19 protein-coding genes are annotated in these 24,856 nt (G+C 43.7%); 10 read left to right on the top strand and 9 right to left on the bottom strand.

Annotated elements, in window-relative coordinates; translation table 11 throughout:
• Positions 1–60: 60 nt before the first annotated feature.
• Positions 61–456, bottom strand: coding sequence for an ACT domain-containing protein (locus D5I41_RS03760; RefSeq protein ID WP_119008571.1), 396 nt, complete (start codon positions 454–456; stop codon positions 61–63).
• A 50-nt stretch (positions 457–506) separates the two neighbouring features.
• Positions 507–1,145, bottom strand: coding sequence for a pyridoxamine 5'-phosphate oxidase (pdxH, locus tag D5I41_RS03755; protein ID WP_119008570.1), 639 nt, complete (start codon positions 1,143–1,145; stop codon positions 507–509).
• A 350-nt stretch (positions 1,146–1,495) separates the two neighbouring features.
• Between pdxH and D5I41_RS03750 the strand changes: the two genes are divergently transcribed.
• The 4 genes from D5I41_RS03750 to D5I41_RS03735 are packed head-to-tail and all read left to right on the top strand — an operon-like array spanning position 1,496 to position 7,578.
• Complete coding sequence (locus D5I41_RS03750; protein WP_119008569.1) at positions 1,496–2,887, top strand: HlyD family type I secretion periplasmic adaptor subunit; 1,392 nt, start codon at positions 1,496–1,498, stop codon at positions 2,885–2,887.
• A gap of 5 nt (positions 2,888–2,892) precedes the next feature.
• Complete coding sequence (locus D5I41_RS03745; RefSeq protein WP_119008568.1) at positions 2,893–3,561, top strand: transglutaminase-like cysteine peptidase; 669 nt, start codon at positions 2,893–2,895, stop codon at positions 3,559–3,561.
• Between the two features lie 4 nt (positions 3,562–3,565).
• Complete coding sequence (locus D5I41_RS03740; protein WP_119008567.1) at positions 3,566–5,464, top strand: bifunctional diguanylate cyclase/phosphodiesterase; 1,899 nt, start codon at positions 3,566–3,568, stop codon at positions 5,462–5,464.
• Complete coding sequence (locus D5I41_RS03735; protein WP_119008566.1) at positions 5,461–7,578, top strand: type I secretion system permease/ATPase; 2,118 nt, start codon at positions 5,461–5,463, stop codon at positions 7,576–7,578. The genes D5I41_RS03740 and D5I41_RS03735 overlap by 4 nt, the downstream gene beginning before the upstream one ends.
• Positions 7,579–7,630: 52 nt before the next feature.
• Here the strand turns inward: D5I41_RS03735 and D5I41_RS03730 are convergent, their stop codons facing one another.
• Both D5I41_RS03730 and D5I41_RS03725 read right to left on the bottom strand, forming a co-directional pair.
• The gene (locus tag D5I41_RS03730) at positions 7,631–7,840 is read right to left on the bottom strand and encodes a hypothetical protein (RefSeq protein WP_119008565.1); all 210 of its coding nucleotides are present in this window, start codon (positions 7,838–7,840) and stop codon (positions 7,631–7,633) included.
• A gap of 191 nt (positions 7,841–8,031) precedes the next feature.
• Positions 8,032–10,068: a tRNA(Met) cytidine acetyltransferase TmcA gene (locus tag D5I41_RS03725; protein ID WP_119008564.1), complete on the bottom strand. Its 2,037-nt coding sequence runs from the start codon at positions 10,066–10,068 to the stop codon at positions 8,032–8,034.
• Positions 10,069–10,429: 361 nt separating this feature from the next.
• Between D5I41_RS03725 and D5I41_RS03720 the strand changes: the two genes are divergently transcribed.
• Positions 10,430–11,707: a mechanosensitive ion channel family protein gene (locus D5I41_RS03720; protein WP_119008563.1), complete on the top strand. Its 1,278-nt coding sequence runs from the start codon at positions 10,430–10,432 to the stop codon at positions 11,705–11,707.
• A 71-nt stretch (positions 11,708–11,778) separates the two neighbouring features.
• Here the strand turns inward: D5I41_RS03720 and D5I41_RS03715 are convergent, their stop codons facing one another.
• The gene (locus tag D5I41_RS03715) at positions 11,779–12,753 is read right to left on the bottom strand and encodes a ParB/RepB/Spo0J family partition protein (RefSeq protein WP_119008562.1); all 975 of its coding nucleotides are present in this window, start codon (positions 12,751–12,753) and stop codon (positions 11,779–11,781) included.
• A gap of 4 nt (positions 12,754–12,757) precedes the next feature.
• A complete protein-coding gene (locus tag D5I41_RS03710) occupies positions 12,758–13,978 on the bottom strand; it encodes an AAA family ATPase (protein ID WP_119008561.1) in 1,221 nt (406 codons plus the stop codon).
• A 1,455-nt stretch (positions 13,979–15,433) separates the two neighbouring features.
• On the opposite strand from D5I41_RS03710, the gene D5I41_RS03705 reads away from it, so the two are divergent.
• Complete coding sequence (locus tag D5I41_RS03705; RefSeq protein ID WP_119008560.1) at positions 15,434–17,410, top strand: replication initiator protein RctB domain-containing protein; 1,977 nt, start codon at positions 15,434–15,436, stop codon at positions 17,408–17,410.
• 34 nt (positions 17,411–17,444) lie between these two features.
• On the opposite strand, the gene D5I41_RS03700 is transcribed toward D5I41_RS03705, so the two are convergent.
• The gene (locus D5I41_RS03700; protein WP_235868850.1) at positions 17,445–18,074 is read right to left on the bottom strand and encodes a hypothetical protein; all 630 of its coding nucleotides are present in this window, start codon (positions 18,072–18,074) and stop codon (positions 17,445–17,447) included.
• 127 nt (positions 18,075–18,201) lie between these two features.
• On the opposite strand from D5I41_RS03700, the gene D5I41_RS03695 reads away from it, so the two are divergent.
• From D5I41_RS03695 to D5I41_RS03680, 4 genes are all read left to right on the top strand, one after another.
• Complete coding sequence (locus D5I41_RS03695; RefSeq protein WP_017028433.1) at positions 18,202–18,399, top strand: PA3496 family putative envelope integrity protein; 198 nt, start codon at positions 18,202–18,204, stop codon at positions 18,397–18,399.
• 218 nt (positions 18,400–18,617) lie between these two features.
• Positions 18,618–19,907: an MgtC/SapB family protein gene (locus D5I41_RS03690; RefSeq protein WP_119008558.1), complete on the top strand. Its 1,290-nt coding sequence runs from the start codon at positions 18,618–18,620 to the stop codon at positions 19,905–19,907.
• 97 nt (positions 19,908–20,004) lie between these two features.
• Positions 20,005–20,214: a DUF3283 family protein gene (locus D5I41_RS03685; protein WP_119008557.1), complete on the top strand. Its 210-nt coding sequence runs from the start codon at positions 20,005–20,007 to the stop codon at positions 20,212–20,214.
• Positions 20,215–20,286: 72 nt separating this feature from the next.
• Positions 20,287–21,003, top strand: a complete 717-nt coding sequence (locus D5I41_RS03680) for a YebC/PmpR family DNA-binding transcriptional regulator (RefSeq protein ID WP_119008556.1) — start codon at positions 20,287–20,289, stop codon at positions 21,001–21,003.
• A gap of 386 nt (positions 21,004–21,389) precedes the next feature.
• On the opposite strand, the gene D5I41_RS03670 is transcribed toward D5I41_RS03680, so the two are convergent.
• Both D5I41_RS03670 and D5I41_RS03665 read right to left on the bottom strand, forming a co-directional pair.
• Positions 21,390–23,693, bottom strand: coding sequence for a patatin-like phospholipase family protein (locus D5I41_RS03670; protein ID WP_119008555.1), 2,304 nt, complete (start codon positions 23,691–23,693; stop codon positions 21,390–21,392).
• 66 nt (positions 23,694–23,759) lie between these two features.
• Positions 23,760–24,611 (bottom strand): pirin family protein, encoded by an 852-nt coding sequence (locus D5I41_RS03665; protein WP_119008554.1) that lies wholly within the window; start codon positions 24,609–24,611, stop codon positions 23,760–23,762.
• Positions 24,612–24,856 lie beyond the last annotated feature (245 nt).

Genomic DNA, 24,856 nt, shown 5'->3' with positions numbered 1-24,856 from the left:
AAAATCCCGACGCGAAGGTGAAGTGACTCCGTAAAGTCGGGATTTTTATATCTAAGAATCTTACTCACTAAACTCGTTAAGAGCTTGAAGTGCTCGCTCAGCCTTGGCAGCAGGAACAAAGATATGGTCATGGTAATAGGCGGCTATCACATTCGCACTGATGCCCTTTTCAGCCAGTTTCGTTGATACAGCGGCAGTTAGACCTACAGCCTCAAGGCTTGAATGCACGGTCAGTGTAATCATTCGAAAGGCACCATCAAACGAGAGTTGCTTCTGCTCAGCAATGCGCCTTTCCAACACCAAAGTTAACCCTTCTGGTTCTATAAAGGTGCCAACAGGATTAAGCTCAACATAATCACTTAGCTTTCCTTCCACAGTACAAAAGACAAACTCATCTTCCTGTAAAAGTGGCTCCATTGACTTAAGAAGCAGATCTAACTCTTTTATTCCTGACATTATCTATCCTTAACTAACTCGTTTTAAAGATTGCAGCTTTACACTGTAAATCAGGGCGCTAGGCGTTCAATTTCCCACTCAGCTTTATCGTCAGCGGTGTAAATGAATCTGTCATGCAAGCGATTCGCACCGCCTTGCCAAAACTCGATAGATTCGATCTTTATTCGGTATCCACCCCAGAAAGACGGCATAGGGATCTCACCATCTGCAAATTTCTTCTTAAGTTCAAGGAACTTACCTTCCAGAATACCTCGCGCTGAGATACGAGAGCTTTGTTTACTCGCAATAGCGGCAAGCTGACTCTCTTTTGGACGAGACGTGAAGTATTTGAAGTTTTCGGCTGCAGTAAGTTTTTCCGCCACACCCGTAACATGAACCTGACGCTCTAGTGGGTGCCAAGGGAAATGTAGGCTAATTCGATTGTTCTCTTTCAGCTGAATCGCTTTGCGGCTTCCAAGATTGGTGTAAAACACAAAGCCACGATCATCCAAACTCTTAAGCAAAACGATTCTCTGATAAGGCTGACCGCGCTCATCAACCGTCGCCACGGTCATTGCGGTGGGATCCGTCAGCTTTGCTTCAACCGCTTGCTCTAACCATAAATTGAACTGATCAACAGGGTTTGCTTTCAAATCCTTTCTGCGAAGACCCCCTAAGGTATAGTCTCGACGAATATCCGTTAACTTCATTTCACATCCTCAAATCGATTTTGTTAAATTTTGCGCGCCAATGCCAAAGAACTCAAGGGCGTTTTACGTTGAAGCTCGCATGATACGCGTATCCCCCCTAGTTTGAGTCACTTTGTACATGCATTAGCGCAATTAACAGCCAATTGACTCAAAAATATTACTTCGAAAATTCAACAACCTACTACACATCACAAGTTGTAAACGCTGAGTAAATGAATTGAGCGTATACTTAACATTAACAACGAATAAGAATACTATAGAGAAAACATTCTCTATATCTCAGCGCGATAATATCAGACTAGTTATAGATTCAATTTTCCTCGTTCACTCAATGCGCAAATGGATGGCCTATGAGTCAAGAGAAGCTAAAAAATCTCGGTCGCACCGAGTTAGAGTATGTGGATGATAAAACCGCAGCTCTGCTGTTAAACACCCCTTCAAATGCCAGATTACTGCTCTGGTTCGTTCTTCTATTCTTCAGTTGCGCTATCGGTTGGGCAAGTTGGGCTGAGTTAGACAAGGTCACCATAGGAAGCGGTAAGGTAATCCCTTCCAGTCAACTGCAAGTGGTACAAAACCTAGAGGGCGGTCTGGTTAAAGAACTTCTGGTAAGAGAAGGCCAGCAGGTCACTAAAGGTCAGCAACTTCTACTCATCGACGATACTCGATTTCGTTCTGATTTTCGTGAGCGTGAACAGCAGATCTACAACCTAACCGCTAAGGTTCTGCAACTCTCCGCCTCGGTAGCCAGCATTGAGGTAGAAGAAAACGTAACTCTACGAAATTGGCGCAACAGCGTCACTATTAGCACAGACAAACTTATCTACCCTGCCAATTTTGAAGAAACCCAACCCAGATTGGCCGCTAGGCAACGTTCGGAGTATCGACAAGACCTCAATAATCTTAGAAACCAATTAAGGGTGCTAGATCAACAAGTTGATCAGAAAATTCAAGACCTTAATGAGGTAAGAAGCCGGGTGTCTAACCTTAGGCAGGGCTATGACTTTGCTCAAAAAGAGTATGAGCTAATGGCCCCACTTGCCGAAGAAGGCATCGTACCGCAGATAGAATTCATCAAGCTGAAACGACAAGTCAACGACACCAAACGCGAGTTAGACTCTGCTCGAGGACGTGTTCCCGTACTTAACGCGGAAATCAGAGAGGCATTGCTCAGTCGAGTTGATGTTGCTTTAGGCTTTCGCTCAGAACAACAAGAAAAGCTCAACCTCAGCCAAGATGAGCTTTCTGCGATCACTCAAAGTACTGTGGGCTTGGAAGATAGAGTAAGTCGCACAATCGTCACTTCGCCGGTAACCGGAACCATTAAGAAGCTTCACACCAATACCGTAGGCGGGGTTATACAGCCAGGTATGGACCTTGTAGAGATTGTTCCTACTGAAGATATGCTGGTGGTTGAAGCAGAGATCGCCCCTCAAGACATCGCTTTCCTGCGTCCCGGCCTGTTGGCTATCGTCAAATTTAGCGCCTATGACTTTACCAAGTACGGTGGTCTTGTGGGTCGCTTAGAACATATCAGTGCCGATACCATTCAAGATGAAGAGGGAAACAGTTTTTATCTAGTTCGAGTTCATACCGATCAAACGGGGTTTGGTAGTAATGGGGAGTTGCCCATTATCCCTGGCATGACCGCTTCTGTGGACATCATTACAGGTAAGCGAACAGTGCTCGACTATTTGCTCAAGCCAGTTTTAAGCGCCAAAGGGCGCGCCTTGCGTGAATAGAAGAAATGATTAGACCCTTAATCATTTCACTACTCGCAGGGACACTGACATTAAGTGTGTCCGCACTCAACAAGGAAGAACAACTTTGGAAGTCCAAGGTAGAGGCGGCCTATGGAGAACGAGCGGGAAAACGAGTCGTCGCATGGCGCAATGCCGTATCGGATGCGGCGGGTAAGCCCGAATTAAAACAGTTAAAGCTCATCAACGACTTCTTCAATCAATTCATGTTTGTTGATGATATCCATTTATGGGGAAAAAAGGACTATTGGGCGACACCGATGGAGTTTGTTGGGGTGGGCGCGGGAGACTGCGAAGACTTCACCATTGCTAAATACTTCAGCCTCCTAGAGCTTGGTATTGATGAAAACAAACTCAGGCTTATCTATGCCAAAGCTGTTGAACTGAATCAGTTTCATATGGTGGTTGCCTACTACCCTACTCCAAATTCAGTTCCTCTCGTTCTAGATAATTTGGATTTTCGTATTTTACCCGCATCGCAACGCCCCGACATTGTGCCTATTTACAGTTTTAACGGCGACCACTTATGGCTCGCAAAAGAAAGTATCCAAGGAAAAGTGGCTGGAAAGTCTTCTCGATTAAGCTTGTGGAACCAAGTTCGAGATCGACAAAAAAAGCTCGTGTTAAACCAGCCTTTGGTCAATTTGGACGAATAATATTATGACTTTATATACAAAACTGCTTATCAGTATCTCACTTACCTTCAGTTTATTGTTTGTGGGTTTGTTCTATGTCGATTATCACCAATCTCGTCAATTCATTGCACAGAAGCAATTTTCAGAGGTGAAGAATGCGATCAATACTGTCGGCCTCGCCCTCTCTCCCTACCTAGAAGACAATGATCCGGTCGCTGTAGAAACAGCGGTGAATGCCCTATTTGACGGGAGTTCTTTTTCTTCTGTCAGAGTGGTGATGCTGCAAACGGGTGATGAGATAGTAAGAAGTTATCCAATTAGAGGTGAGAATGCGCCGAACTGGCTGGTTGAGTTGGATATTTTTCAAACCATTCATGAGAAACGTGTCGTTACCAGTGGATGGTTACAACTGGCAGAGATTGAAATAATAAGTCACCCAGGCGTCGCTTATGCGGCTCTTTGGAGGAACATGGAGTTTACCTTGGGAGTGGGTATCGCAGCCTTTCTGTTTGCTCTACTGCTAACTAGCTTCTTCGTCAAACGATCTCTTGAGCCCTTGAATCAACTTTCAGGCGCGGCAACTCAAATCGCTAATAGGGATTTCAACATTTCATTGAGTAAGCCTGATACACAAGATCTAGTGCCGGTATTTAATGCATTTGAGTCAATGGTCATTCGTATCAAAGCCTTTGTTGAAGAACAAACCAGACAAGCCGATATTCTGCGCATACAAGCCTTTATCGATAAACCCTCCACACTGGGTAATCGCAATTACTTTACCAGTCAACTTGAGTCGAAAAAGTCTGAAGGACAAACGCTGGTAATAGCGATTATCCGTTATGAAGAAGCGACCCAAGCCAAGACAAGACATGACTTTGAAGCCGTAGCCGAACTCATGCAGCGAGTTGGCCCTGAACTTAAGACGTTGACCAACGACAGTTCCATTGTCTGTGCTCGCCTGCTAGATGATGAAGTCGGTGTCATTGCCCCTTATGAGGACGAGCAGCAATTGAGAGAGCTTATCGCGCAACTATCCAGCCTCTCCAAATCGGCTAAAGAAACAAAGTTTGAGATTGGCGCTGTCATTACTGATGGCTTCGCTGATTCTAAATCTATTCTAAGCTCCGTCGATATCTCTTTAACTAAGGCTAAGCTGGAGCCGAACAACCAATATATTCAACATGAAAACAAAGGGTTAGCAATTTCAGCCACACAATGGGTAGAGTTAGTAGAAGGGGCAATGTCTCGCAATGCAGTAATGACAAAATCACAACTGGTCAAAGGCATAGCCAGTGATGCGTATCACCGAGAAATTTTCTCGGGTATTGAGCATGAAGGAAACTACACTCCTGCGATTATGTTCCTTGCACCTATGGAAAAAATGAACAAAGCACACCTCTACGATCAATACATTATCGAAAGCATGATCAAGGAACTTAGCAATGACAGTTTACCGGTGCCTGTTGCAATCAATCTAGCACCCGCCACGGTAACGTCACCAGAATTCATTACATGGCTAGAGGATAGACTTCAGAAACACCCTCAGCTTGCTGCATATCTGCACTTCGAACTGCATGAAGCCGTATTCATTTATCACAAAGAGATGACTCGACTATTGGTGTCAACCCTTCGTCGCAATGGCGCTAAGTTTGGGGTAGACAACTATGCGCACCACCTAAAATCTCTTGATTACTTACAAGAATTTTCACCTGATTACGTCAAACTAGACTACTTATTTACTCTGAACCTAAACGATGAAAAAACCACAGAAACCTTATCTTCAGTCGCTAAGCTCGCTCATGAAATTGGCGCATTTGTCATAGCCACAAGAGTAGAAAACCAAACACAAATTAATAAATTAGCCATGCACAATGTTAATGGGCTGCAAGGCTTCGCTATTGATACCAAGGATGACAATGAATGAAAGACTCATTACTTCACTCTCTGATTTACGTCAGCCGCTACTACGGCCTTTCAAACTCGCCAGAAGCACTGCTCAACGGTTTGCCACTACCCGAGGGCAAACTCACTCCGATTCTCTTTCCTAGAGCAGCAGAAAGGGCCGGCCTAGTAGCCAAAGAGCAATCTGCCCCGTTGAAAAAAGTATCCGACCTGGTTCTTCCCGCGATTCTCCTTACTGGAGAAAACGAAGCCTGTGTATTGCTCAGTGTCGACATTGAAAAAGGGCAAGCAGAGATTGTTGGACGAGAAACCGGGTTCGTCGCCACAACCACAACACTAAAAGACCTAGAAGAAGATTACAGTGGACGTTATTTTCTAATCAAAAAACAATTTCGCTTTGATCAGCGCTCCCCTGAGATACTGAAAACGCGTAAAGGGCACTGGTTTTGGGGAACCTTGAAAGAATCTCGTTCCATATATCGAGATGTACTCATCGCCTCTATCTTGATCAATATATTCGCCATTGCCACCCCACTCTTTACTCGAATCGTGTATGACAAAGTCGTGCCCAACCTCGCCTTTGAGTCACTATGGGTACTGGCCAGCGGTATTGTCGTTATCTTTATTTTTGATTTATTGCTTAAATCTCTTCGCAGTTACTTTATCGATGTAGCAGGAAAAAAATCAGACATCATTATCTCATCAAAGCTGTTTAGCAAAGTAATGGGAATCAGAATGGAGGCTCGCCCTCCATCGGTGGGTGCTTTTGCAAGACATCTACAAGAGTTTGAATCGATTAGAGAATTTTTCACCTCTGCCACCATCGCCGCTCTCATAGATTTACCCTTCGCCATACTTTTCCTAGTAGTGATTTGGCTAATCGCAGGCAACGTCGTACTAGTACCTATCGTCTGTGTCACTTTGCTGATTCTCCATTCTCTACTGATTCAACGCCCCCTTAGAAACAGTATCGAAGAGGGCTCACGTCTAGCCTCGCAAAAATACGCAAATCTGATCGAAGCACTTTCTGGTTTAGAGTCATTGAAGATGTTTGGGGCTCAGAGCCAGTTCCAGTATCGCTGGGAAGAAGCGGTAGCGCATATGGCAAACTGGAATATTAAGAGTCGTCGCATTACCGATAGCGTACAAAACTCTGCGGGTTTCCTTCAGCAATCGTCAAACGTCGGCATGTTGATTATGGGTGTGTACCTGATTTCAGAGGGAGAGTTGACCATGGGGGGCTTGATTGCCGCCACTATGTTGAGCGGTCGCGCGATTGGTCCTTTGGTTCAAGTCGCTTTGCTATCGACTCGATATAACCAAGCAAAGTCTTCAATGACCATCATCGAGCAAGTGATGAGCATGCCGGATGAGCAAGAAGAAGATAAGCGTTATATTCACCGTCCAGTGCTTCAAGGCAAAATTGAGCTGGATAAAGTAACGTTCAACTACCCAGACGCTCCGGTCTCTTCAATTCGTGACGTTAGCTTAACTATTCGACCGGGAGAGAAAGTTGCCATCATAGGACGCATAGGTTCTGGTAAAACAACCTTAGAACGTTTGATTATGGGGCTGTACAAACCCACAGAAGGGCACGTACGCATTGATGACACCGATATTCAACAATTGCACCATACCGATGTGAGAAGCAATATCGGTTGCGTTCCTCAAGACATTACACTCTTTTACGGTTCCATACGCGATAACATCACGCTAGGTAAACACCTGGCTGAAGACAACGAAGTGATGCTGGCTGCCAAACGCGCAGGTGTGACAGAATTTACGATGAAAGACCCTGCGGGATTGGAAAGGCAAGTCGGTGAAGGAGGTCTGTTACTATCTGGCGGTCAACGCCAGGCTGTAGCAGTGGCCCGCGCACTTTTGGGAAGACCCCCTATCCTGCTGTTAGATGAACCAACCAGTGCGATGGACAATCGTGCTGAAGCTTTATTTAAAAATGAGCTGAAGAATTTGTCCAATGAAGAAACTCTAATTCTAATCACTCATAAAACCTCAATGTTAGAAGTAGTCGACCGATTAATTGTAATGAGTGCAGGCTCTGTTGTCGGGGACGGCCCGAAAGAAAAGGTACTGGCTGAATTACAAAAAGGAAACCTTAAATCAGTCAATAAGTAGATGATTTACAGTGTAAATTGAGGGCAGTAACTTTGAAAAGTTACTGCCCTTTTTATTTGAACTTCACACCTTGATAAATAGCAAATAGCACGCCTTCGATTAAAACACCAAAGCCAGAAATTGCTAGAAACTCTTCTGATGATATGTGCTGGTTTTTATGAAGTAGCCCTAAGCAAAGCACTACAAATAAAACAACCACTCCCAACAAGACAAACACCAGTTTTGTAAGCTTGTTAAAGATTTCCTGAGTTGTTGTCAGCATTGTTTTCTTTGACCTCAATAAAAGCAAATGCGGATAGCAACAGACTAACGAACTGGAAGACCGAAAAGCATGAACAGTGCTGTTGGCAGCGTTCATGTTTTTTAGGAGGATGATTTGATGAGAAATGAAATTTACAGTGTAAATTGACCTGCGAGACAGAAATCATTGAATTTACACTGTAAATCACGGGTTTATAGAGTGCTAAGCAGATGCTCTTGGATGGCTTGGCGGTAATTCGCTTCCGCTTGCTTTCGTCCTGTGAAGCCATGATTCTGGCAAACTTCAGACCAACTCAACTTTTTGATGACCAAGTCAGAGATAAGGCTGACTCTTTCAACTTCAACTCCATGCAAATTTGCGAGCAATAATTCTGTAACTTTGGCGCGGGTACCTTCAAAACTTGCACCGCCCTGAACGTAATTCTCCACCACTCGTAAATGGAAATCTTTTTGATGAGACAGACTTACGCTACCTTCACTAAGCAGTTCGATAAGGACGTCGCTAGATAGATTGCGGTGAATATCGGATGCAGTATCAAGCAAGCCCTCTCTTAATTGATGTCTAGCACCGTCCAACCATGAAAGAGAACGGTTCAAGGGCTTGACCATAGTGACAGAAAAACAGCCACTGGCTTGGTCTTGCTTGCTACCTAAGCGCACGGATTGAAAGTGATTGCTTGCCCAAAAACTTGCCAGCTCCGCTGTCACACCAAAGCTCGTTGATAAATACTCAACGTCTGTTTGCTTCTTAGATAACTGAGATAACATCCAGCCACCAATGCCTTGTCCTTGAAGGTCAGGGTGGACCGCTATTCGCATAATTCGAAGGCTTTTAACCAGTGCAGGTGCGTTATCGGCAAGTTGAGAAACCAAAGAGACCGGCACCATATGCCCAGCAGGACGTCTTCGACCTAGCTGTACATCAGCCAGTGTCGATTCATCCAAGCCCCCTTCCAGATACCCAACAATAACCCCGACTACATGCTCTCCCTGCAGAGCTTGGTAAAACACAATATTGGGGTCATCTAATAACTGGAACAGATCGTTAGGCGTCGTTTGATAATGGGCATTGACCAACAAGCCAAATCCTTTTCTCAATATCTCAGGAGAACGAGCGTAACTATCTGCCTCTATTTTTTGTAGATGTATGGTGAGATCAGCATCTAATGGCGCAGATTCAATCTCCGCATCAAGTAAGAAGGTATCAAATAACCATGCTTCCATTGGATCGTCTGGGTTCCAACGTATAGGTTGGGTAAGCTTAATTGAGTTCCAGCCAGGTCGATGCTTGCTTAACCATGCTTCAAACTTGATACCAAATCCTCGCCCGCATCCTTCATAGCCGTGCACAGTAGTGGCAAAACACACTCTATGATAACGCTCGACGATAGACTTAAGGATTGGCAGTGGTATCGCAGCAGCCTCATCAACTAGCAGCAAATCACAAACTTGTTGCTCACGTAGCAATTCATCAGGTGCAATAAACTCAACGCTCCCCCCCTCAATCGAACACGCAACATTAGGCCTTTGATTACTACAACCAGATGCAGACTTCGCGTGTTCAAATAATGTTTTAACCGCTTGAGTATTAGGGGCGGTTACCAATATCTTCTTTGTTGAATCATGAATGATTTGTCCCGCCGCTATTCCTAAAGCAGCAGATTTTCCCCTGCCTCTGTCTGCAGTAATCACCAACGGGCGCTTCCTATGCCCACTAAGCACACGCGAGATAGCCTGAATGGCTTGTTGCTGTTGCTCATACCGGTTAAAGGTTGAAAGGGGCTCTACTTCTTTGATATCAGAGAAAGTGTCTTCGTTCTGTCTGATCCGATGAAAGGCCTCAAATGCTCGTTCAAGCCATAACGTTGAATAGCCATCCCCCTCATGTTTGCTCGAAGGCAACACAATCAACATCCCACCACCCTTTAATGTGCCACTTACAGCGGTAAAGCCATTAGCATCAAAAGGTGAACTTAAATCAGCCACTATCAGGTCTGACTCTTGTCCCAGCTTCTGACGAGCCTGCTTAAACGTAAGGCTTTCTCCATAGCTCAAGCCATCGGTATCAATAATTAACGCCCTATGGTGCTCTACAGTCGCTCCAAACGCTTCCAATAGCTCCAATTGCCACCCTCTACTTCCATCAAGCACTACGCCGCAGCGATGCATAGATTTAGAGGCATTCAATTTTAATGAGACCAAGGTTTGAAGATGAGAATGGTGTGACAAGGTAATCGCCTAAGTGACTGAATATTCATTGTGCTTAGAATAGCAGAATCAAGATCAGAGTGACGATTACTACGCCCCTCTTCCTCAAATACCTGTAATAGCAATCACAGTAAGTAAGTGGTCAGAAATAGCGTAGGAAAAACTCGGGATAACAAGGCAGAACTCTTTGATAAGTCGTTATTCTACAATCAAAAAATCTAACGCCGTTATCGAGTGTTTTAGCAAGCTAGGATGATCAGTTATTTACTACGATTGGTATAACCATCAAAAATACCTATCTAGGGCTAAGAATTGGCAACTTAACAAGTTACTTCAACCTAGCTTGATATACGATAGACTGAGAACACGGAGGTTTTAATTTATGGAAAATGAGCAAGTTGTGACAGAGCCCGTTGTCGAGCATCTGGGACACTTTTTAATTGATGTGCTTTCATTATTTTCTATCACATTTGATAGAAGTAGCTTCATTGCAGACATAGGGCTATTCGTCGTTACCTCGTTAGTTGCTACGTTCACCTATCTGGTTGTGCGTCACTTCATGCGAAAATTCATTCGTAAATTCATTCATACAAGTAGCCAGAGCTATAACGCTAAAACAAAGCTCACAATCAAGCGTAAGCATCTGCCTGAAAAGGTATCGGTTCTACTCCCCTATTATCTGTTCATGTCCACAATTGAGCTTATCGTCCCCAGAACCACTATCCCGGGGCAACTGATCGATGGTGTACTCGAGATTGGCGCTGCGGTGTTGGTGCTACGCACTCTGTTTGCGGTGTTTGATCTATTGCTCATTGTGGTTGCCAACAAGCATTTCGCGCATCGTTTGCCACTGCACGGCATTGTCCAATTCTTTAAACTCAGTTTTGTAGCACTGGCAGCACTCATTACGACGTCACATATTCTAGACAGAACCCCTATTTATCTTATTTCTGGTGTCAGCGTAATGGCCGGTATGTTGGCCTTTATTATGAAGGACACCATTCTAGGGTTTATTGCTGGCATTCAGTTGGCCGCTAATAAGATGATATCAACGGGGGAATGGATTCAATTAGACAACCACAAAGTAGATGGCACCGTACAAGAAGTAACGTTAACCACGGTAAAAGTAAAAAACTGGGACAACACCATTGCAATGATCCCTTCTCAAACACTCGTTTCTGAACCATTCATCAACTGGTATGGGGTAGATGAAACTGGCGCAAGGCGCATAAAAAGGGCCATATTCATTGATGCTGAGACGATAAACTTTGTCGATGCCGATATGCTCGAACACATGGGTAAGTTCAGATTGCTTAAGTCTTACATTGATCGTAAACAACAAGAAATCGAAGAGTACAACCACACTCTTCCGCATGATGCCGACCCAATTAACTTTAGACGACTCACCAATCTAGGCTGTTTTCGAGAGTACATCGCAAGTTATCTCGCTACCCACCCCGCTGTAATTAAAGATCTGACTATCGTGGTAAGGCAATTGGAAAGTAACCGCTTTGGATTACCTATAGAGGTTTACTGTTACGTTAACAAAACCAATATCAAAGACTACGAGCGTGCGCAGGCCGATTTGTTCGACCACATTTACTCAATCATGAAGGAGTTTAATCTAAAAACGGTTAAGCCCATTTCAGCTATTCACTAACAAAAAAAGCGGGTACCAAACAAATGGTACCCGCCCTACTCTATCTACTTAGCATAATATTAAGCAAAAACTTACTTAAGCTTGCCCTCGATAAACTGAATAATCTCTTGTGCTAATGCGTCGTCCACTTTCTTCAAGTTCAACGCCAAAGATTGCCCCTTTCTTACGTAACTTGCCTTACCTTTCACAAGTTCGACTGGCTTCTTAGCGGGTTTTTCGACAGTTTGATTAACCTCAGAAATCCAGCCTTCAAGTAGCACCGAAACTTGCTTAGTAATTTTAGCCTCGCTCATGTCGCCAAAGCGTTGCCAAACATACGCGCCGTCTTTCTGGCACTTATCTAGGATGCCTTTCTGAGCGCTTTCATCTAGCTCGTTAAACTGTTTGTGTAGCTTAACGATAGTTGGTCGACCGAGCTCAGTGACATTAGGGTAAGCTTGAAGCAAAGGCAAAGGTAAAGACGCCGCCTTAAGCGCACCACTCACAAGTGCCTCACTGCATTGGAACAGAGCAGCAAGTCCCTTCTGATCTGTCACCTCGCCAGAATCAAGCTTCGCTTGCATCTCACGGCCTCTTTCGTACAAAGAGAGAGGTTTATGTGCGTTAGCGACGTCAGACAAGAACTTGGCGTGCTCGCCGTTAATGTCTTCGGCCACATAGATAAGAAAGTCTTTCTCAGCCAAGATACAAGACATTCTACGACGACTACCATCGAGAACTTCAATCTTGCCTTCACTGTTTTTTCTACCCACTGCTGGATATTGTTGACCGCGCTCTTTAAGCGTAACCAAAATATCAGACAATGCGTGTTCGTTTAAAAACGACTGCTCACGGGAGTTATCAGAAAAAACAATGGTCTTTTGCTCAATTTCCGTTGCAGGAATACGCTGCAACTCAAAAGAAACCATGTCCTGCCCTGCCACTGCCAACTCAATAACTTGAGCATTATCTTTAGCCGCAGTTTGAGCCTCAGCAGGTGTTGTTGCCCTGCGCTTATTCGCTTTACCAAATAGTTTGGCGTTCAAGTCGGAAGTTTTTATCGCCATACTTTTAATCCTCCTTGCTCAATGACGCCCAGTTACTATGTAACACTCGCTCTAGCTCTAGTGCACTTTTTTGCACGGCATCTTGAGCAACCGCAAGCGTCTTTTTACCCCCCTCAAAGTCACCTGGAGTGAGGTCAAATACAGTGCTGTAAGTATCTGCACAGGTTTCAAACGCACGACTTCTTGGAATCGTTGCCATCATAACCTGATCTTGCAGAAGATAGTTCATCTCAGTAAGAACTGAAACCTGCTTCTTGTTATCGTCTTCAAACATGGTTGGTACCATGCGAACAAACTCCAAGCCATGCCAATCTTCAGGGAACATCTCATACACGGTAGGTAGATGCTGGAAGAAGTTAACAGTCGATGCCCAGTCAAGACGCTTAGCCGCACAAGGAATTAATAACGCATTTGATGCGTACATTGCATTCCATACCAACGGGTCTACGTGAGGGCCAGTGTCAATCATAATCACGTCAAAGTCATCTGCGATCTTATCAATCAGCTTTTCTTTAAGCAGTTTAACGATATCTAAAGACTGGTCTTGAGAAAGAGACTGCCACGCTTCCGCGTTAAACATTGCATCTTCAGGGAACGCTGAAATGGTCTTCAAGTTTGGATACTGAGTAGGAAGCATTACATTCTTGCGCAAGAACTCTAAGTCTACTTCGTCTTCATCTGGCACATTATCCAGCATGATATCAACCGCAGAGTAGATATTGTCATGCTCGCTGATACTAATTTGTGGGTTTAAAAACAAACGCAAAGAGCCTTGGGGATCCAAGTCAATAAGACATATACGGTAGCGTTTATCCAAATTCAAAGCCAAACAAGCAGCAAGGTGAACTACAGTCATTGATTTACCTGTACCCCCTTTCTGGTTCTGAACGTTTACCACCCAAGGTTTATTGTTTTGATTGCGCTTACGCTGGTGAAACTTCTCAACGCCTGCAGACTCCATCAATAGATGAGCCTCATCAAGTGAGATTGAGTAGTGATTGGCGTTGTTTTTAGTAAACTGGTGGCCCTTGGCTTCCATCTTGCTAATAGCGTCGTCTAGTTTTCTTCGAGTCAAGCCAGAGCGAGTTTCCATCAATGCTTTTGACATAGGCGGGAAGTGCTCGTCATTTCGCTCTTCCAACACTATTTCAATACGATCAGCTTGAACTTGTTTAGTCTGTTCAGCTAGCTGGTAAAGATTATCTATCGTTGATTCTCTTTTCATCATTCTTCCCATAAATGTATGACTTAGATAATTGTACAGCGAATAGATATAATTACAATAAAGTGCTGAACAATTATTAATGAGTTGAATCACATAAATAGCCTGCTAATTGAGCATAGCAACGCACGTTTTTAGTCGAATAACGACAGGTAAAGTACCATAGATTTAAAAAGTTACATGTGTCACGTATTTACATTGTAAAGAACCCATTTCTAGTGAAACAAGCATTGTGTAGGGGGAAAAGGCAAAACATCGTATGAATCCATTCAATAACATCGATTACATTAATAACGCTCTCAGGATACTTTCAGAACGTTTTCGGGACGTTTTCGGAACGATGCTAAGAACTGTATGAATTACGGTCATTTGCAAATCAATACTCCTTTGTTAGCTAGTGGCTCGATATTCGCCCAAATCAGCCTGAAACTAAACTGAATAAAAACAACCAGCAGCGGATTACTACGAGTATCGGTTAATTGTTAATCTCATTCGGGTTTATGGAACGATGATCAAGGTAATATCTTGATCATCGTTCCTTGAGCAAAATTTTTATTTATCCACAGAAACCAGAGATCTTGGATCAATGATCAAGGAACTCGCACTGTAAAAAACGTGATCTACTTTAACGAGGTATTTCATGAATATGAAGGATCCTTTACGGATCGATGATCAAGCGTTTTTAATCCTCGGAAGCATGTAAATGTTCAGCTAGATTACGGTCAACATTAGGCAGAATGGGCAATGAAGCGAAATCCAGACAAAATCACCACTAATTCAACTGCATTGGGCATGGAAACTCATTTATCCGAAGAACTCTTGATCATGCTTCCAACATTTGAGTCACTATTACCGCATCTATTCAGACCAAGAAGAAAATCGCTTGTAACAATCGTACGCCAGTTACTTCATAAACGGAGTGATTGAAAAACACAGCAATCGTCGAAACGATAGATCAACAAGCTACTTGATCATTTTTCCGAAGTGAAAAGACAATGAAAATCACGAAAAATGAGCGATAGGGCAGGGGACTAGAGAAACGATCATACTAAGAGAGAGTACGAACAGTGTTATTTGAACACTTAACAAACAATTCGGATGTGGATAAGTTGTTTGTATTCAATGATCATGCTTTCAAGACTCTCTTGATCATCTATCAATAATTACGTTGATCACACTTCCAACATTCTTTGATCATGTTTACTGGGTTTGTTTGATCATGCTTACGTCTTACCTATGATCATCGTTCCGATCCAATCAAAAATAAACAACTTAAAAAACATAACCTTACATGTAATTCAACGCCCGGATCATTAGATCACTATATCAATAAGATCAGTTTTAAACATAAAGATCAGTCTTAAGAACAACAATATTTTTTTCTTTCTTTTTAAAAGAATTTTTCTTAAGCTATACGGAACAATGATTAAGTTACGATAAAGTGTAGACGGATACTAAATGACCAACGAAGACAAGATCCTGATAAAACAACCTCGAAGTCATAAAGATGGACATTTATTTGAAATTAATAACAACGCCGTTGAATGGATAGAACAATATCAACACTTTAAGGGTGTCACCAAAAGCATAGTCGAATTACTTAATCTGGTTTCTCTGCGTGGCATGACCAGCAAAGACGGTCTTGTTTCAACAACAGAGTTAATTGATGCCACAGACGGACAAATCACCAGGGCCGCAATCCAGCAACGCCTTAGAGCTGCTGTCAACATTGGTTTATTCAAGCAAACACCAGTTAGGTTCGAAACGGGTCTAGCGGGTAAAACTATGCTGCATCACTTCGTTAACCCATCGCTGCTTATCACTGCACTAGGTACCGGAAGCTTACAAACCGAATCAACCAAGACGACGGCCAAGAAGAAAAAGACCCAGGCGCTTGCGCAAACACACGTGAATAAGCAGCTCTTGAGCGAGCATGGATTGAACAATCCACCAGCAATGCTGGACGAAGCCGATCAGTTTGTAGTCTCACCGACTAACTGGGCAGGCATCATTGATCAAGCATTAGCACCACCACGAACACGTAAAAACTATCAGAAATCAATGGTTTCGATCTCTGGTACTCGTGCCGTTATCGAAACACGATCGTCAAAGAACATCATGACAGTTGATGATCTTATGACGCTATTTGCCTTATTTACGCTAACCGTGCAGTACCATGATCATCACCAAGATAACTACCACATCAATGCACAAGTAGCGCCGAATAAAACCCCATTGTATATCACTGATATCCTCTCTTTGAGGGGCAAAAAGGACAGCGGACCAGCACGCGATTCTATTCGCGATAGCATTGATCGAATCGAATACACGGACTTTCAACTGCACGAACTTACAGGGCAGTGGTTAAGTGAGAACATGCCTGAAGGCTTTAAGAGTGATCGCTTTCGTTTTCTAGCGCGAACCATTACCGCGTCTGAAGAGGCACCTACCGAAAATGAAGCCGGCGAGATAAAAATAAAACCAAACCTGTATATCTTGGTATGGGAGCCATCGTTTTATGAGGAGTTGCTGACTAAAGATTACTTCTTCTTGTTCCCACCAGAGATCCTTCGCCAGCATACCTTGGTGTTCCAGTTGTATTCCTATTTCAGGAGCCGTATGTCACGTCGCTCTTCTGATATGATGCTACTTAGTGAGTTAAATCAAAAGCTTGCACGTAATATCGAATGGCGACGCTTCTCAATGGATCTGCTTAGAGAGCTGAAGAAACTCTCTAAAGACAAGGGTAATGACGAACTGTTTGTCGTTAACTTATGGGGTTATCACCTGACGTTAAGCGCATTAGAGCCAAAAGGTAAGGTCAAAGATTACCAAGTGGATATCAAGTGCAACGCAGAAGAAGTGGTGCGCTACGCAAGGGCGCGTACTACCAACGCGGGTAAACGCAACATGGCGCCAACGCTACCCAATCCACTTAGGCATGAAATGGTGTCTAAACAAAAACTCGAGGAATTGGCGGAGATCATCGATGGCGAGTTTGAACCTATTCAACGTAAAAAGTCGTCACCAAGAGGGAATTTGGGTCGTCGCGTGAAGCTGCGTAAGCATCTGGTTGAGATCAATGCTGAAGAGATCACCATCAGCTTAACAAAATATACCTCTCCAGAAGCTCTAGAACGCAGCATAACGGCTTTATCAGCAATGACTGGACACTCACCTACTTCTATCAGAGAAGAGTGTCAGGAGCTCTTAGAGAAGCTTGATTGGCTGAGGGTAGGGGACAAGGTTGTCAGCTATGAGGCGCTAAGTCGTACCATCGAGTTGTATAATCAAGATTCTTCGGGCGCACATCTAACGATCGAGCGATTGATTTTGGGATTAGCGGTTAGGCGTAAAGTGTGTCGCCAGATCCTTGAGGGTCATTATGATGAAACCGTTATGCGAGTGCTGAGAGAGATCGTATCAGGCTCTTGATCATGCTTCCGCATAGTTTTTGTAAACCAAAGATCTATGCGGATTTATTCGCCCCTCGTGAAGGCTTCAATACCGGGATCGGCGCTTCATTGAGTGGGTAAAGCGTTAAGAACTTAACGTGTGATTCAATTTGATTGCTTAACTCAGCGCGCCAGGCCTTTCCATGTTGCTTCTTGCAAAACTCAACGATCAAAACCATGACTTGTTCAAGTCTACGACAGCAGCATAAACGAATGTTTTGATCCACTTCAGCCCGGCTGATCACCTGCTCCAATCGACCTTGTGCCAAGCATAGATAAGAGTAGGCCGCCTCAAGCTCTGCCTGCTCCAAATGATGCTGATACATACGAGCGCAACCATCAAGCCAACAACCAAGCCCTTGACTCTGTTCGATCGATAATTCCGGCCCCCATAATTCTTCAGGAGGATCATTGATCAATTGAGCCAAAACCTTCACTTGATCATGCTTCCGCGTTTTGTGGCACAGCGAAAATTGTTGTTGCCATTGATCTAGCCGAGTCACAAGAATCGTTCCTTTTTTAAGCATTATTATTTGTAAGTGTAAATCAATATTGACTAAAATGTGACCAAATACAGACGCTGTCCACAAAACAAAAAAGGCGGTGATAACCCCATCACAGATCGATTCAAATTTTCTTAACACAAGATTGCTAGATTGCTATCAATACAGAGGTCAGAGGAGCTTAACGCATACATGACCAGCGTCCGCTCTTCTGTATATCACAAGGCAAAAACGCCTTATATTTTATTGTTATTTCAGGAGCAAAGTGATGTCTATTAATTCTATCAGCCGAGAAGAGATGCAAGGTCTCGCGGGTTCGTGGGATGAATTGAACGCCACCCCCGAAGCCACTTCGAATAAACAGCTAAAATCAGCAGAGGCAAGACGCCGAATAGAACAAATGCGCGAAATCAGGGAAAGCGGATTGACACTGGAAGAGGCTCGCGAGTTGGGATTGCTACACTAATTCCACACCGAGACTAGTACGCTCAGTAATGGGCATATGACAAAAATTACTCTGTCGTATTGTTTTTATTTTCAACTTAAAATACGACACAAGAACGCATGTACTCGTGACAAGGGTATGTGCGCTTTTTTATGTGTTTCTTTTCACCTAGGTCAAAGAAAATTCTCTCCCTTGGCATAAAATAATCATACCTAAAGTGCGTAGTACAAAGGTGAACTATGAACATTAGTGAGCTTGTAACGAATGAACACCTCATCTGGAACCTGTTCATCGCTCTGTTATTGGGTGTAATAATCGGCACCCAGAGAGGCTGGGTGATGCGACATAGGGTTGAAGGCAGTCGAGTTGCCGGTATTCGTACTTACTCCCTGGTGAGCTTGCTAGGCGCCTTGATAGCGACGTTAGCCAGTATTTACTCGCCCGTACTTATCGGCTTTGGTTTGATTGCGCTGGTCTTATTGGCCTGTATTGCCTTTGTGATGAAGCAAAAGCGCAGTGAAGACATTAGTATCACCGGTGTGGTGAGTCTGCTAATCACCTTTATCATTGGCTGCCTTGCTGTTTCTGGTGAAGCGGTTTTAGCCGCGGTGGCGGCAGTCCTTACCGCTGTGGTATTGGACAATAAAAAAGAACTTCACCAAGCCCTGCAGAAGCTACAAGAGTACGAACTGGATGCAGCGCTGCGCTTACTCCTTATTTCCATTGTGATGCTACCTCTTCTGCCAAACCAATCTTTCGGCCCATGGAATGCCCTCAACCCTTATGAGATTTGGTGGATGGTGGTGCTCATCGCCAGCATTTCCTTTGTTGGTTATTTTGCGATAAAAATTGGTGGCGCTAAGCGAGGGATCTTATTCACTTCCGTGTTTGCAGGTTTAAGCTCCTCTACCGCTCTCACCCTGCAGTTTTCTCAGCTCTCTCGAGAGCAAGCCAATATTAGCCCATTACTCGCCAGTGGTATTTTGCTTTGCTGCGGCACTATGTTCCCACGCTTATTGGTTGTATTGTCGGTAATAAATCCAGATCTGGTAATGCTGATTTGGCCCATAATCTTGCTCATGATGGCCGTACTGTATGTGCCTGCTTGGTGGATATGGCGCAATTGTGAGGTTGATAATGTGGAGCAGAATAATAAGCAGACCAATCCACTCGCTTTGCGTTCGGCGCTGTTTTTTGGTGCAGTATTGGCGGTGATTATCCTGCTTTCCCATGTACTATCCAATTGGTTTGGTGATGCGGGTGTGCTTATGCTGTCAGCACTATCAGGTATTACTGATGTTGATGCTATTTCCCTTGCCCTAGGGCGGCAGAGCACAGAATCGTTGAGTATTACGATTGCTTCTATTGGCGTTATTATCGCCGCCTCTGTTAATACCCTAGTCAAAATGGGAATGGTGGTGACGATAGGGGACAAGAAACTATGGTATCGAGTGGCACCTGTTATGATCGCATGCGTTGCTGTTGGTGGGGGAGTTTCTGTTATTGTCTTTGGTATCACTGGCGCCTAACTTCAAACTTTCTATTTACAGTGTAAATTAACGCATTTTTTCTCATCTCAGATTTGTGCTATATTACGCGTCACGAATTCGTAGTAAAAAACCTCACATGTCGATAAATCTTTCTAATCTTCCTGCTGAAGACAAATACCGCGTAGAGTTGGACAAACAAGCATCTTATTTGGTGTGGAAGGTCAAACACTCGCAGGGCACTGAATTAGATATTTCAGATCAACGCAGCAAGCTTAAGACCGAACAACACGTGCTTTGGTTTGACGAGTCTGTTTCGAAGTATCGACAGATGATGAATTTAGGGTAGTTTTTATCACTCATTGGCGAGGCCGATGAGTGTGACTTTTCTGAGACACATAGAATTAGAGAGTAGATCCCGATGGGAAGAAGTTTTGAAGTGCGCAAGGCCTCAATGGCCAAAACAGCTGGCGCAAAAATTAAGGTTTATTCTAAGTACGGTAAAGAAATTTACATGTGTGCAAAGAACGGTGGTTCAGATCCAGACATGAACTTGTCTCTTAAACACCTGATCGCAAAAGCGAAGAAAGACCAAGTTCCTGCACACGTTATCGACAAAGCGATCGATAAAGCAACTGGCGGCGGTGGTGAAGATTACCAACCTGCACGTTACGAGGGCTTTGGTCCTGGTGGCACAAGCGTGATCGTTGACTGTCTTACTGACAACGGCAACCGTACTTTCCAAGACGTTCGTCAATGCTTTGTTAAAGTGGGTGCGAAAATTGGTGTTGAAGGTTCAGTTTCACACATGTTCGATCACCAAGCTGTATTCCAGTTCAAGGGCGACGACGATGAAGTGATTCTTGAAGCGCTTATGATGGAAGACGTAGATGTGACTGACGTTGAGCTAGAAGATGGTGTTGTCACTGTATTCGCTCCGCACACTGAGTTTTTCAAAACCAAAACAGCCTTAAACGCTGCATTCCCTGAGCTCACTATGGATGTGGAAGAGATCACTTTTGTACCTCAAACTCACACTCCAGTTTCAGGTGATGACGTTGAGAAATTCCAGAAGTTCCAAGATCTTCTTGACGACTGTGATGATGTTCAGCAGGTGTATCACAACGCTGAACTGTAATTGCTGGGTGTTGTGGTTTGCTTTTGAAAAGTAAACACTAGCTTAGAAAACACAGTGAAGAGCAAGCCTATGGCTTGCTCTTTTTTTTGTCAGGAACTTTTTCACCAGGGATAGTGCTACCGATTCTTTTGCACTCATTAAGCGAAATCGTCCCCTTCTACTCCCCATTTAGGTAGCAAGGCACGGAAGGTACACCGCCTGTCCCATATCCTGCTTGTGCTGTACTGGCTAACAACAAAGCTATTAAAAATGCTTTCCACTGCACTTTAGGCTTCCTTTACTGTTTAGTTTCTTCTGCGCAACCACAAACCTTCTGGTTTATATAGTGGTACGCATGAGAGTCGTTACATTTTCAAACTCGATAGTCGAGGTGTGTAGAGCCTCAACTAGGGAAATGAAGAGCCTATGATGAGATAGAATGCATCCATCCCCGTCTCTACTCGACTGTATGAAACTATTATTGGACCTATTGGTGAGTCTACACCCGCGTACAGGGCTCCACTTCGATATAGTGGTGCTTCGTTCAAATCGAGTTTTGTATCTTGCCAAGTACCACCATATTCAGCCGATAATCCCAAATAGACTGGTGAATGAAATAGCCCAAAATCATTATCTACCCACCGATAGCGGTAGGTAAGACCACTGTAAGCTTTTTCTTTACCGACAAGGCTATCTTTTGGAATACCGGAAAAGTTCAAGAATCCCCCTAATCGCACTGGATTAATAGCTAGTTTGCTCGATCCAGTATCAATCAGAGAATATTGAGCTGTACCACTCAAAGTGTGGCGTCCATAAGTATGCGCCGTATAAAATTCAGCAGTCCATTCTTGCGTATGTGAGGAATCGTCGCTTGTTCGTCCTTGCGGTGCAATGTACTCATCATTCGAGAATAAATAATTCAGTTTTATCCTAGACCCTCGCGTGGGAAAGGTTTTGCTGTCTTGTGTGTCCGACTCATACCGTGCAAATACTCCAGCTCTTTCATAGTCAAACCCTTCCATCGAGTTGACAGGTGTGAGTGTGGTTTTTCCTGACTGGGCATTCAACCCCAACCTAAGCTCTTGCCAAAATGAAGCTTGTAATCCAACAGCAATCTCGGCTGACAGCGAATTTTGGGTGTATGGATAAAAATCACTTTCACCTTCTAAGGCTGGCGAAGAATCTAAGTTGCCTTGCAAGATATTTCCCCTTTCCGAAAGAGCGCCCGCGTAAACTGAATAGAACAAGGTTTGATTGGCAGTAATCGGAGAATAGTATTCAGCCTCCAAACGATTGCTTGTGCCAAGTTCAACATTCAAACGAAACTCACTGCCTTTACTATCCAAGCCAGTAAAGTGGGTGCTTGCACCGATGGAGTACACACTATTCGCGTTGAAATCCTCTTCCACATGAAATCGAAAGTCGAGATAGTTGGGTCCCCATGATTTCTCTTTTACATCCACATGCAGTTGAGTCTTATTGCTACGCATCTCGAAGTGGTATCGAACTAGCTCAAAGTAATCCAATGCATATAATTGGCTCACCTTCATTTCTATCTGTGATGTCGTGTAGGTGTGACCGGCTCTAATATTTAAGAGACTAAGTAGCATCTCATCGCTGTAGTGACTGCGGTTCTTAAACACAACACTGTCTATTTGGCGAATAGAACTCAGCTGAAGTTGAGTTCGCTTATACTTTCTTTGTTCTAGAAAACCTTGATACGCGTTCGTGGATACAGACAGACAAGAAAGTCTCTCTTGGTTCTGAATCGTCAATTGATACCCCTTGTTGATCGCATCAGGCATTGCAGAAAACTCTGTAGTACCAATACTTCCAACATTTGGTTTCAAATAGATATCACGAATACTAAGCGCGTTAATTTGTTGCTGGGTGCTTCGCTTAACCATATGAACAGACAATTGATCCAGCATAGAAACCACGTCAGTAATCTCTTGCTGCGATTCGTATTCACTACTTACGTCGACAGAGATAATGATGTCTGCACCTAGTTCTCTAGCCACAACTATGGGTAAGTTATTTGAAACCCCTCCATCTATATATCGATGCCCATCTATCTCGTACGGTGGCAACAAAGCAGGAATGGACATGCTCGCCATCATGGCATCAACTAAATTGCCCTCGCCTAGTGCTTTCGCTTCCATGGTGCTCACATCAGTTGCAATAGCCCTAAATTGAGTAGGAAGATCATCAAAGCTGCTTTGTGTTGGAACATTACCACTCGTTTCACGCAGCAGGCGCAACATTGATTGTCCCTGGATTAAACCACTTGGTGTGGTTAGAGAGGATGAATTCAGGCCTAGATCGGTGGCAACTTGATAACGGTCATCCGCTATTTTGTCTTTCACTCGTTTATCTGAACGAGCAGCGCGATCGATATAGCCTCGATTCCAGTCAGTCGTTTCAATTATGTTCTCAATTTCATCAACACTTAGCCCTGATGCGTACAACCCACCTACGTAGGCGCCCATGCTTGTACCTGTAATCAGGTGTATCGGAATTTGCATTTCCTTCAACGCCTTGAGAACACCGATATGCGCAGCTCCTTTTGCCCCTCCTCCAGCAAGTACCAACGCAATTTTTGGTGATGCTGTTCGCTGCTGGATGTCGCGAGAATCCATTGATAAACACGTCAATGGCAAGACAGTTAGGAACAACAAAATAAGAAGTCGGTAAACAAAGGGCAGTGGCATAAGTATTCTCCAAGCTATAAAAAACCGGCAGCGGTGAATGCTACTGGTCGTCCGGCAGTGCTAGCTTTATCGGTAGGTTTCGAAAAGACCCTTGTTGTAATCTTCAACAGCTTGGTTGATCTCTTCCATGCTATTCATCACAAATGGACCGTAGTGAACAACAGGTTCGTTAATCGGTTGACCCGCAAGAATTAAGGCGCCAGAGCTCTCAGTTGAACCTAAAGTAGTGATATCACCTGCACTTAGAAATCCAAGTTGACCCTGAGTGAGAGTTTTACCATCAATCTGGATAGATCCTTGATAGACATAAACCATGACGTTGAAATTAGGGTCGTGGGCTACTGAGATGAATTGCCCCTTATGACTTTGCCAATCAATCACACTGACTGGAGCCCCTGTTTTATCTAGATTGCTCTTTATATTTGTTCCATTTATTTGGCTTTCACCAGCAAGAACACGTGCAACTCCCATTTCATTACTTGTATGAGTTACGACCATTTCAGGTTGGAAATCAGCGTATTGTGCACGTGATTTCTTATCAGCTGATGGTTGGTTAATCCAGATCTGAAAACCATGAAGCTCACCTTCTTCCATCATCGGCATCTCACTATGAATAATGCCTTTACCGGAAGCCATCCATTGAACCCCACCACTGCGCAGTTCACCAGAATTGCCAAGGCTATCTTTATGCTGAAAATGGCCTTTAAGCATGTAGGAAAAGGTTTCTATACCTCGGTGTGGGTGCGATGGGAATCCCCCAACGTAGTCCTGGCTGTCGTCAGAACGAAGCTCATCGATCATTAGAAATGGTGAAAACTCCTTAATATTAAACCCAGGGATACGTTGAATATTTACGCCGGCACCATCAGAGGTTTTCTGTGCGTTTAGTGTGCGAATAAGTGTTCTTGTCTTGTTCATTTTGCTGCTCCAGAAATCAGTTTTGTCTGATTTTTCATGTGTAGGTATTGATAACGGAGCGAATTATATTCTGATTAAAAATTGAAACTAGTTACTCTATTTGAAAATAACTTTCCCATATATAGAAAAGAGAGATTTTGATTACTGAAATTCAAGCTAGAAATAGAAGTTAATCTTTGATTATTAGGTAGCGTTATATAGAGGGATTTATAAGCTTACTCAGACAAATACTATTTTCTCGGAAT

This window comes from Vibrio superstes (assembly GCF_003569005.1).
GTDB classification, from domain to species: Bacteria; Pseudomonadota; Gammaproteobacteria; order Enterobacterales; family Vibrionaceae; genus Vibrio; species Vibrio superstes.
Note: the sequence above shows the minus strand (reverse complement) of the source record. Positions and strands in the feature narration are given on the sequence as shown.

Bases quoted from the DNA above. Each gene is read 5' to 3' on its own strand.
- D5I41_RS03710 (WP_119008561.1), bottom strand. From the start codon at position 13,978: ATGAAAAGAGAATCAACGATAGATAATCTTTACCAGCTAGCTGAACAG.
- D5I41_RS03745 (WP_119008568.1), top strand. From the start codon at position 2,893: ATGATTAGACCCTTAATCATTTCACTACTCGCAGGGACACTGACATTA.
- D5I41_RS03690 (WP_119008558.1), top strand. From the start codon at position 18,618: ATGAACATTAGTGAGCTTGTAACGAATGAACACCTCATCTGGAACCTG.
- D5I41_RS03695 (WP_017028433.1), top strand. From the start codon at position 18,202: ATGTCTATTAATTCTATCAGCCGAGAAGAGATGCAAGGTCTCGCGGGT.
- D5I41_RS03750 (WP_119008569.1), top strand. From the start codon at position 1,496: ATGAGTCAAGAGAAGCTAAAAAATCTCGGTCGCACCGAGTTAGAGTAT.
- D5I41_RS03720 (WP_119008563.1), top strand. From the start codon at position 10,430: ATGGAAAATGAGCAAGTTGTGACAGAGCCCGTTGTCGAGCATCTGGGA.
- D5I41_RS03735 (WP_119008566.1), top strand. From the start codon at position 5,461: ATGAAAGACTCATTACTTCACTCTCTGATTTACGTCAGCCGCTACTAC.
- pdxH (WP_119008570.1), bottom strand. From the start codon at position 1,145: ATGAAGTTAACGGATATTCGTCGAGACTATACCTTAGGGGGTCTTCGC.
- D5I41_RS03665 (WP_119008554.1), bottom strand. From the start codon at position 24,611: ATGAACAAGACAAGAACACTTATTCGCACACTAAACGCACAGAAAACC.
- D5I41_RS03740 (WP_119008567.1), top strand. From the start codon at position 3,566: ATGACTTTATATACAAAACTGCTTATCAGTATCTCACTTACCTTCAGT.
- D5I41_RS03670 (WP_119008555.1), bottom strand. From the start codon at position 23,693: ATGCCACTGCCCTTTGTTTACCGACTTCTTATTTTGTTGTTCCTAACT.
- D5I41_RS03685 (WP_119008557.1), top strand. From the start codon at position 20,005: ATGTCGATAAATCTTTCTAATCTTCCTGCTGAAGACAAATACCGCGTA.
- D5I41_RS03760 (WP_119008571.1), bottom strand. From the start codon at position 456: ATGTCAGGAATAAAAGAGTTAGATCTGCTTCTTAAGTCAATGGAGCCA.
- D5I41_RS03715 (WP_119008562.1), bottom strand. From the start codon at position 12,753: ATGGCGATAAAAACTTCCGACTTGAACGCCAAACTATTTGGTAAAGCG.
- D5I41_RS03730 (WP_119008565.1), bottom strand. From the start codon at position 7,840: ATGCTGACAACAACTCAGGAAATCTTTAACAAGCTTACAAAACTGGTG.
- D5I41_RS03680 (WP_119008556.1), top strand. From the start codon at position 20,287: ATGGGAAGAAGTTTTGAAGTGCGCAAGGCCTCAATGGCCAAAACAGCT.
- D5I41_RS03705 (WP_119008560.1), top strand. From the start codon at position 15,434: ATGACCAACGAAGACAAGATCCTGATAAAACAACCTCGAAGTCATAAA.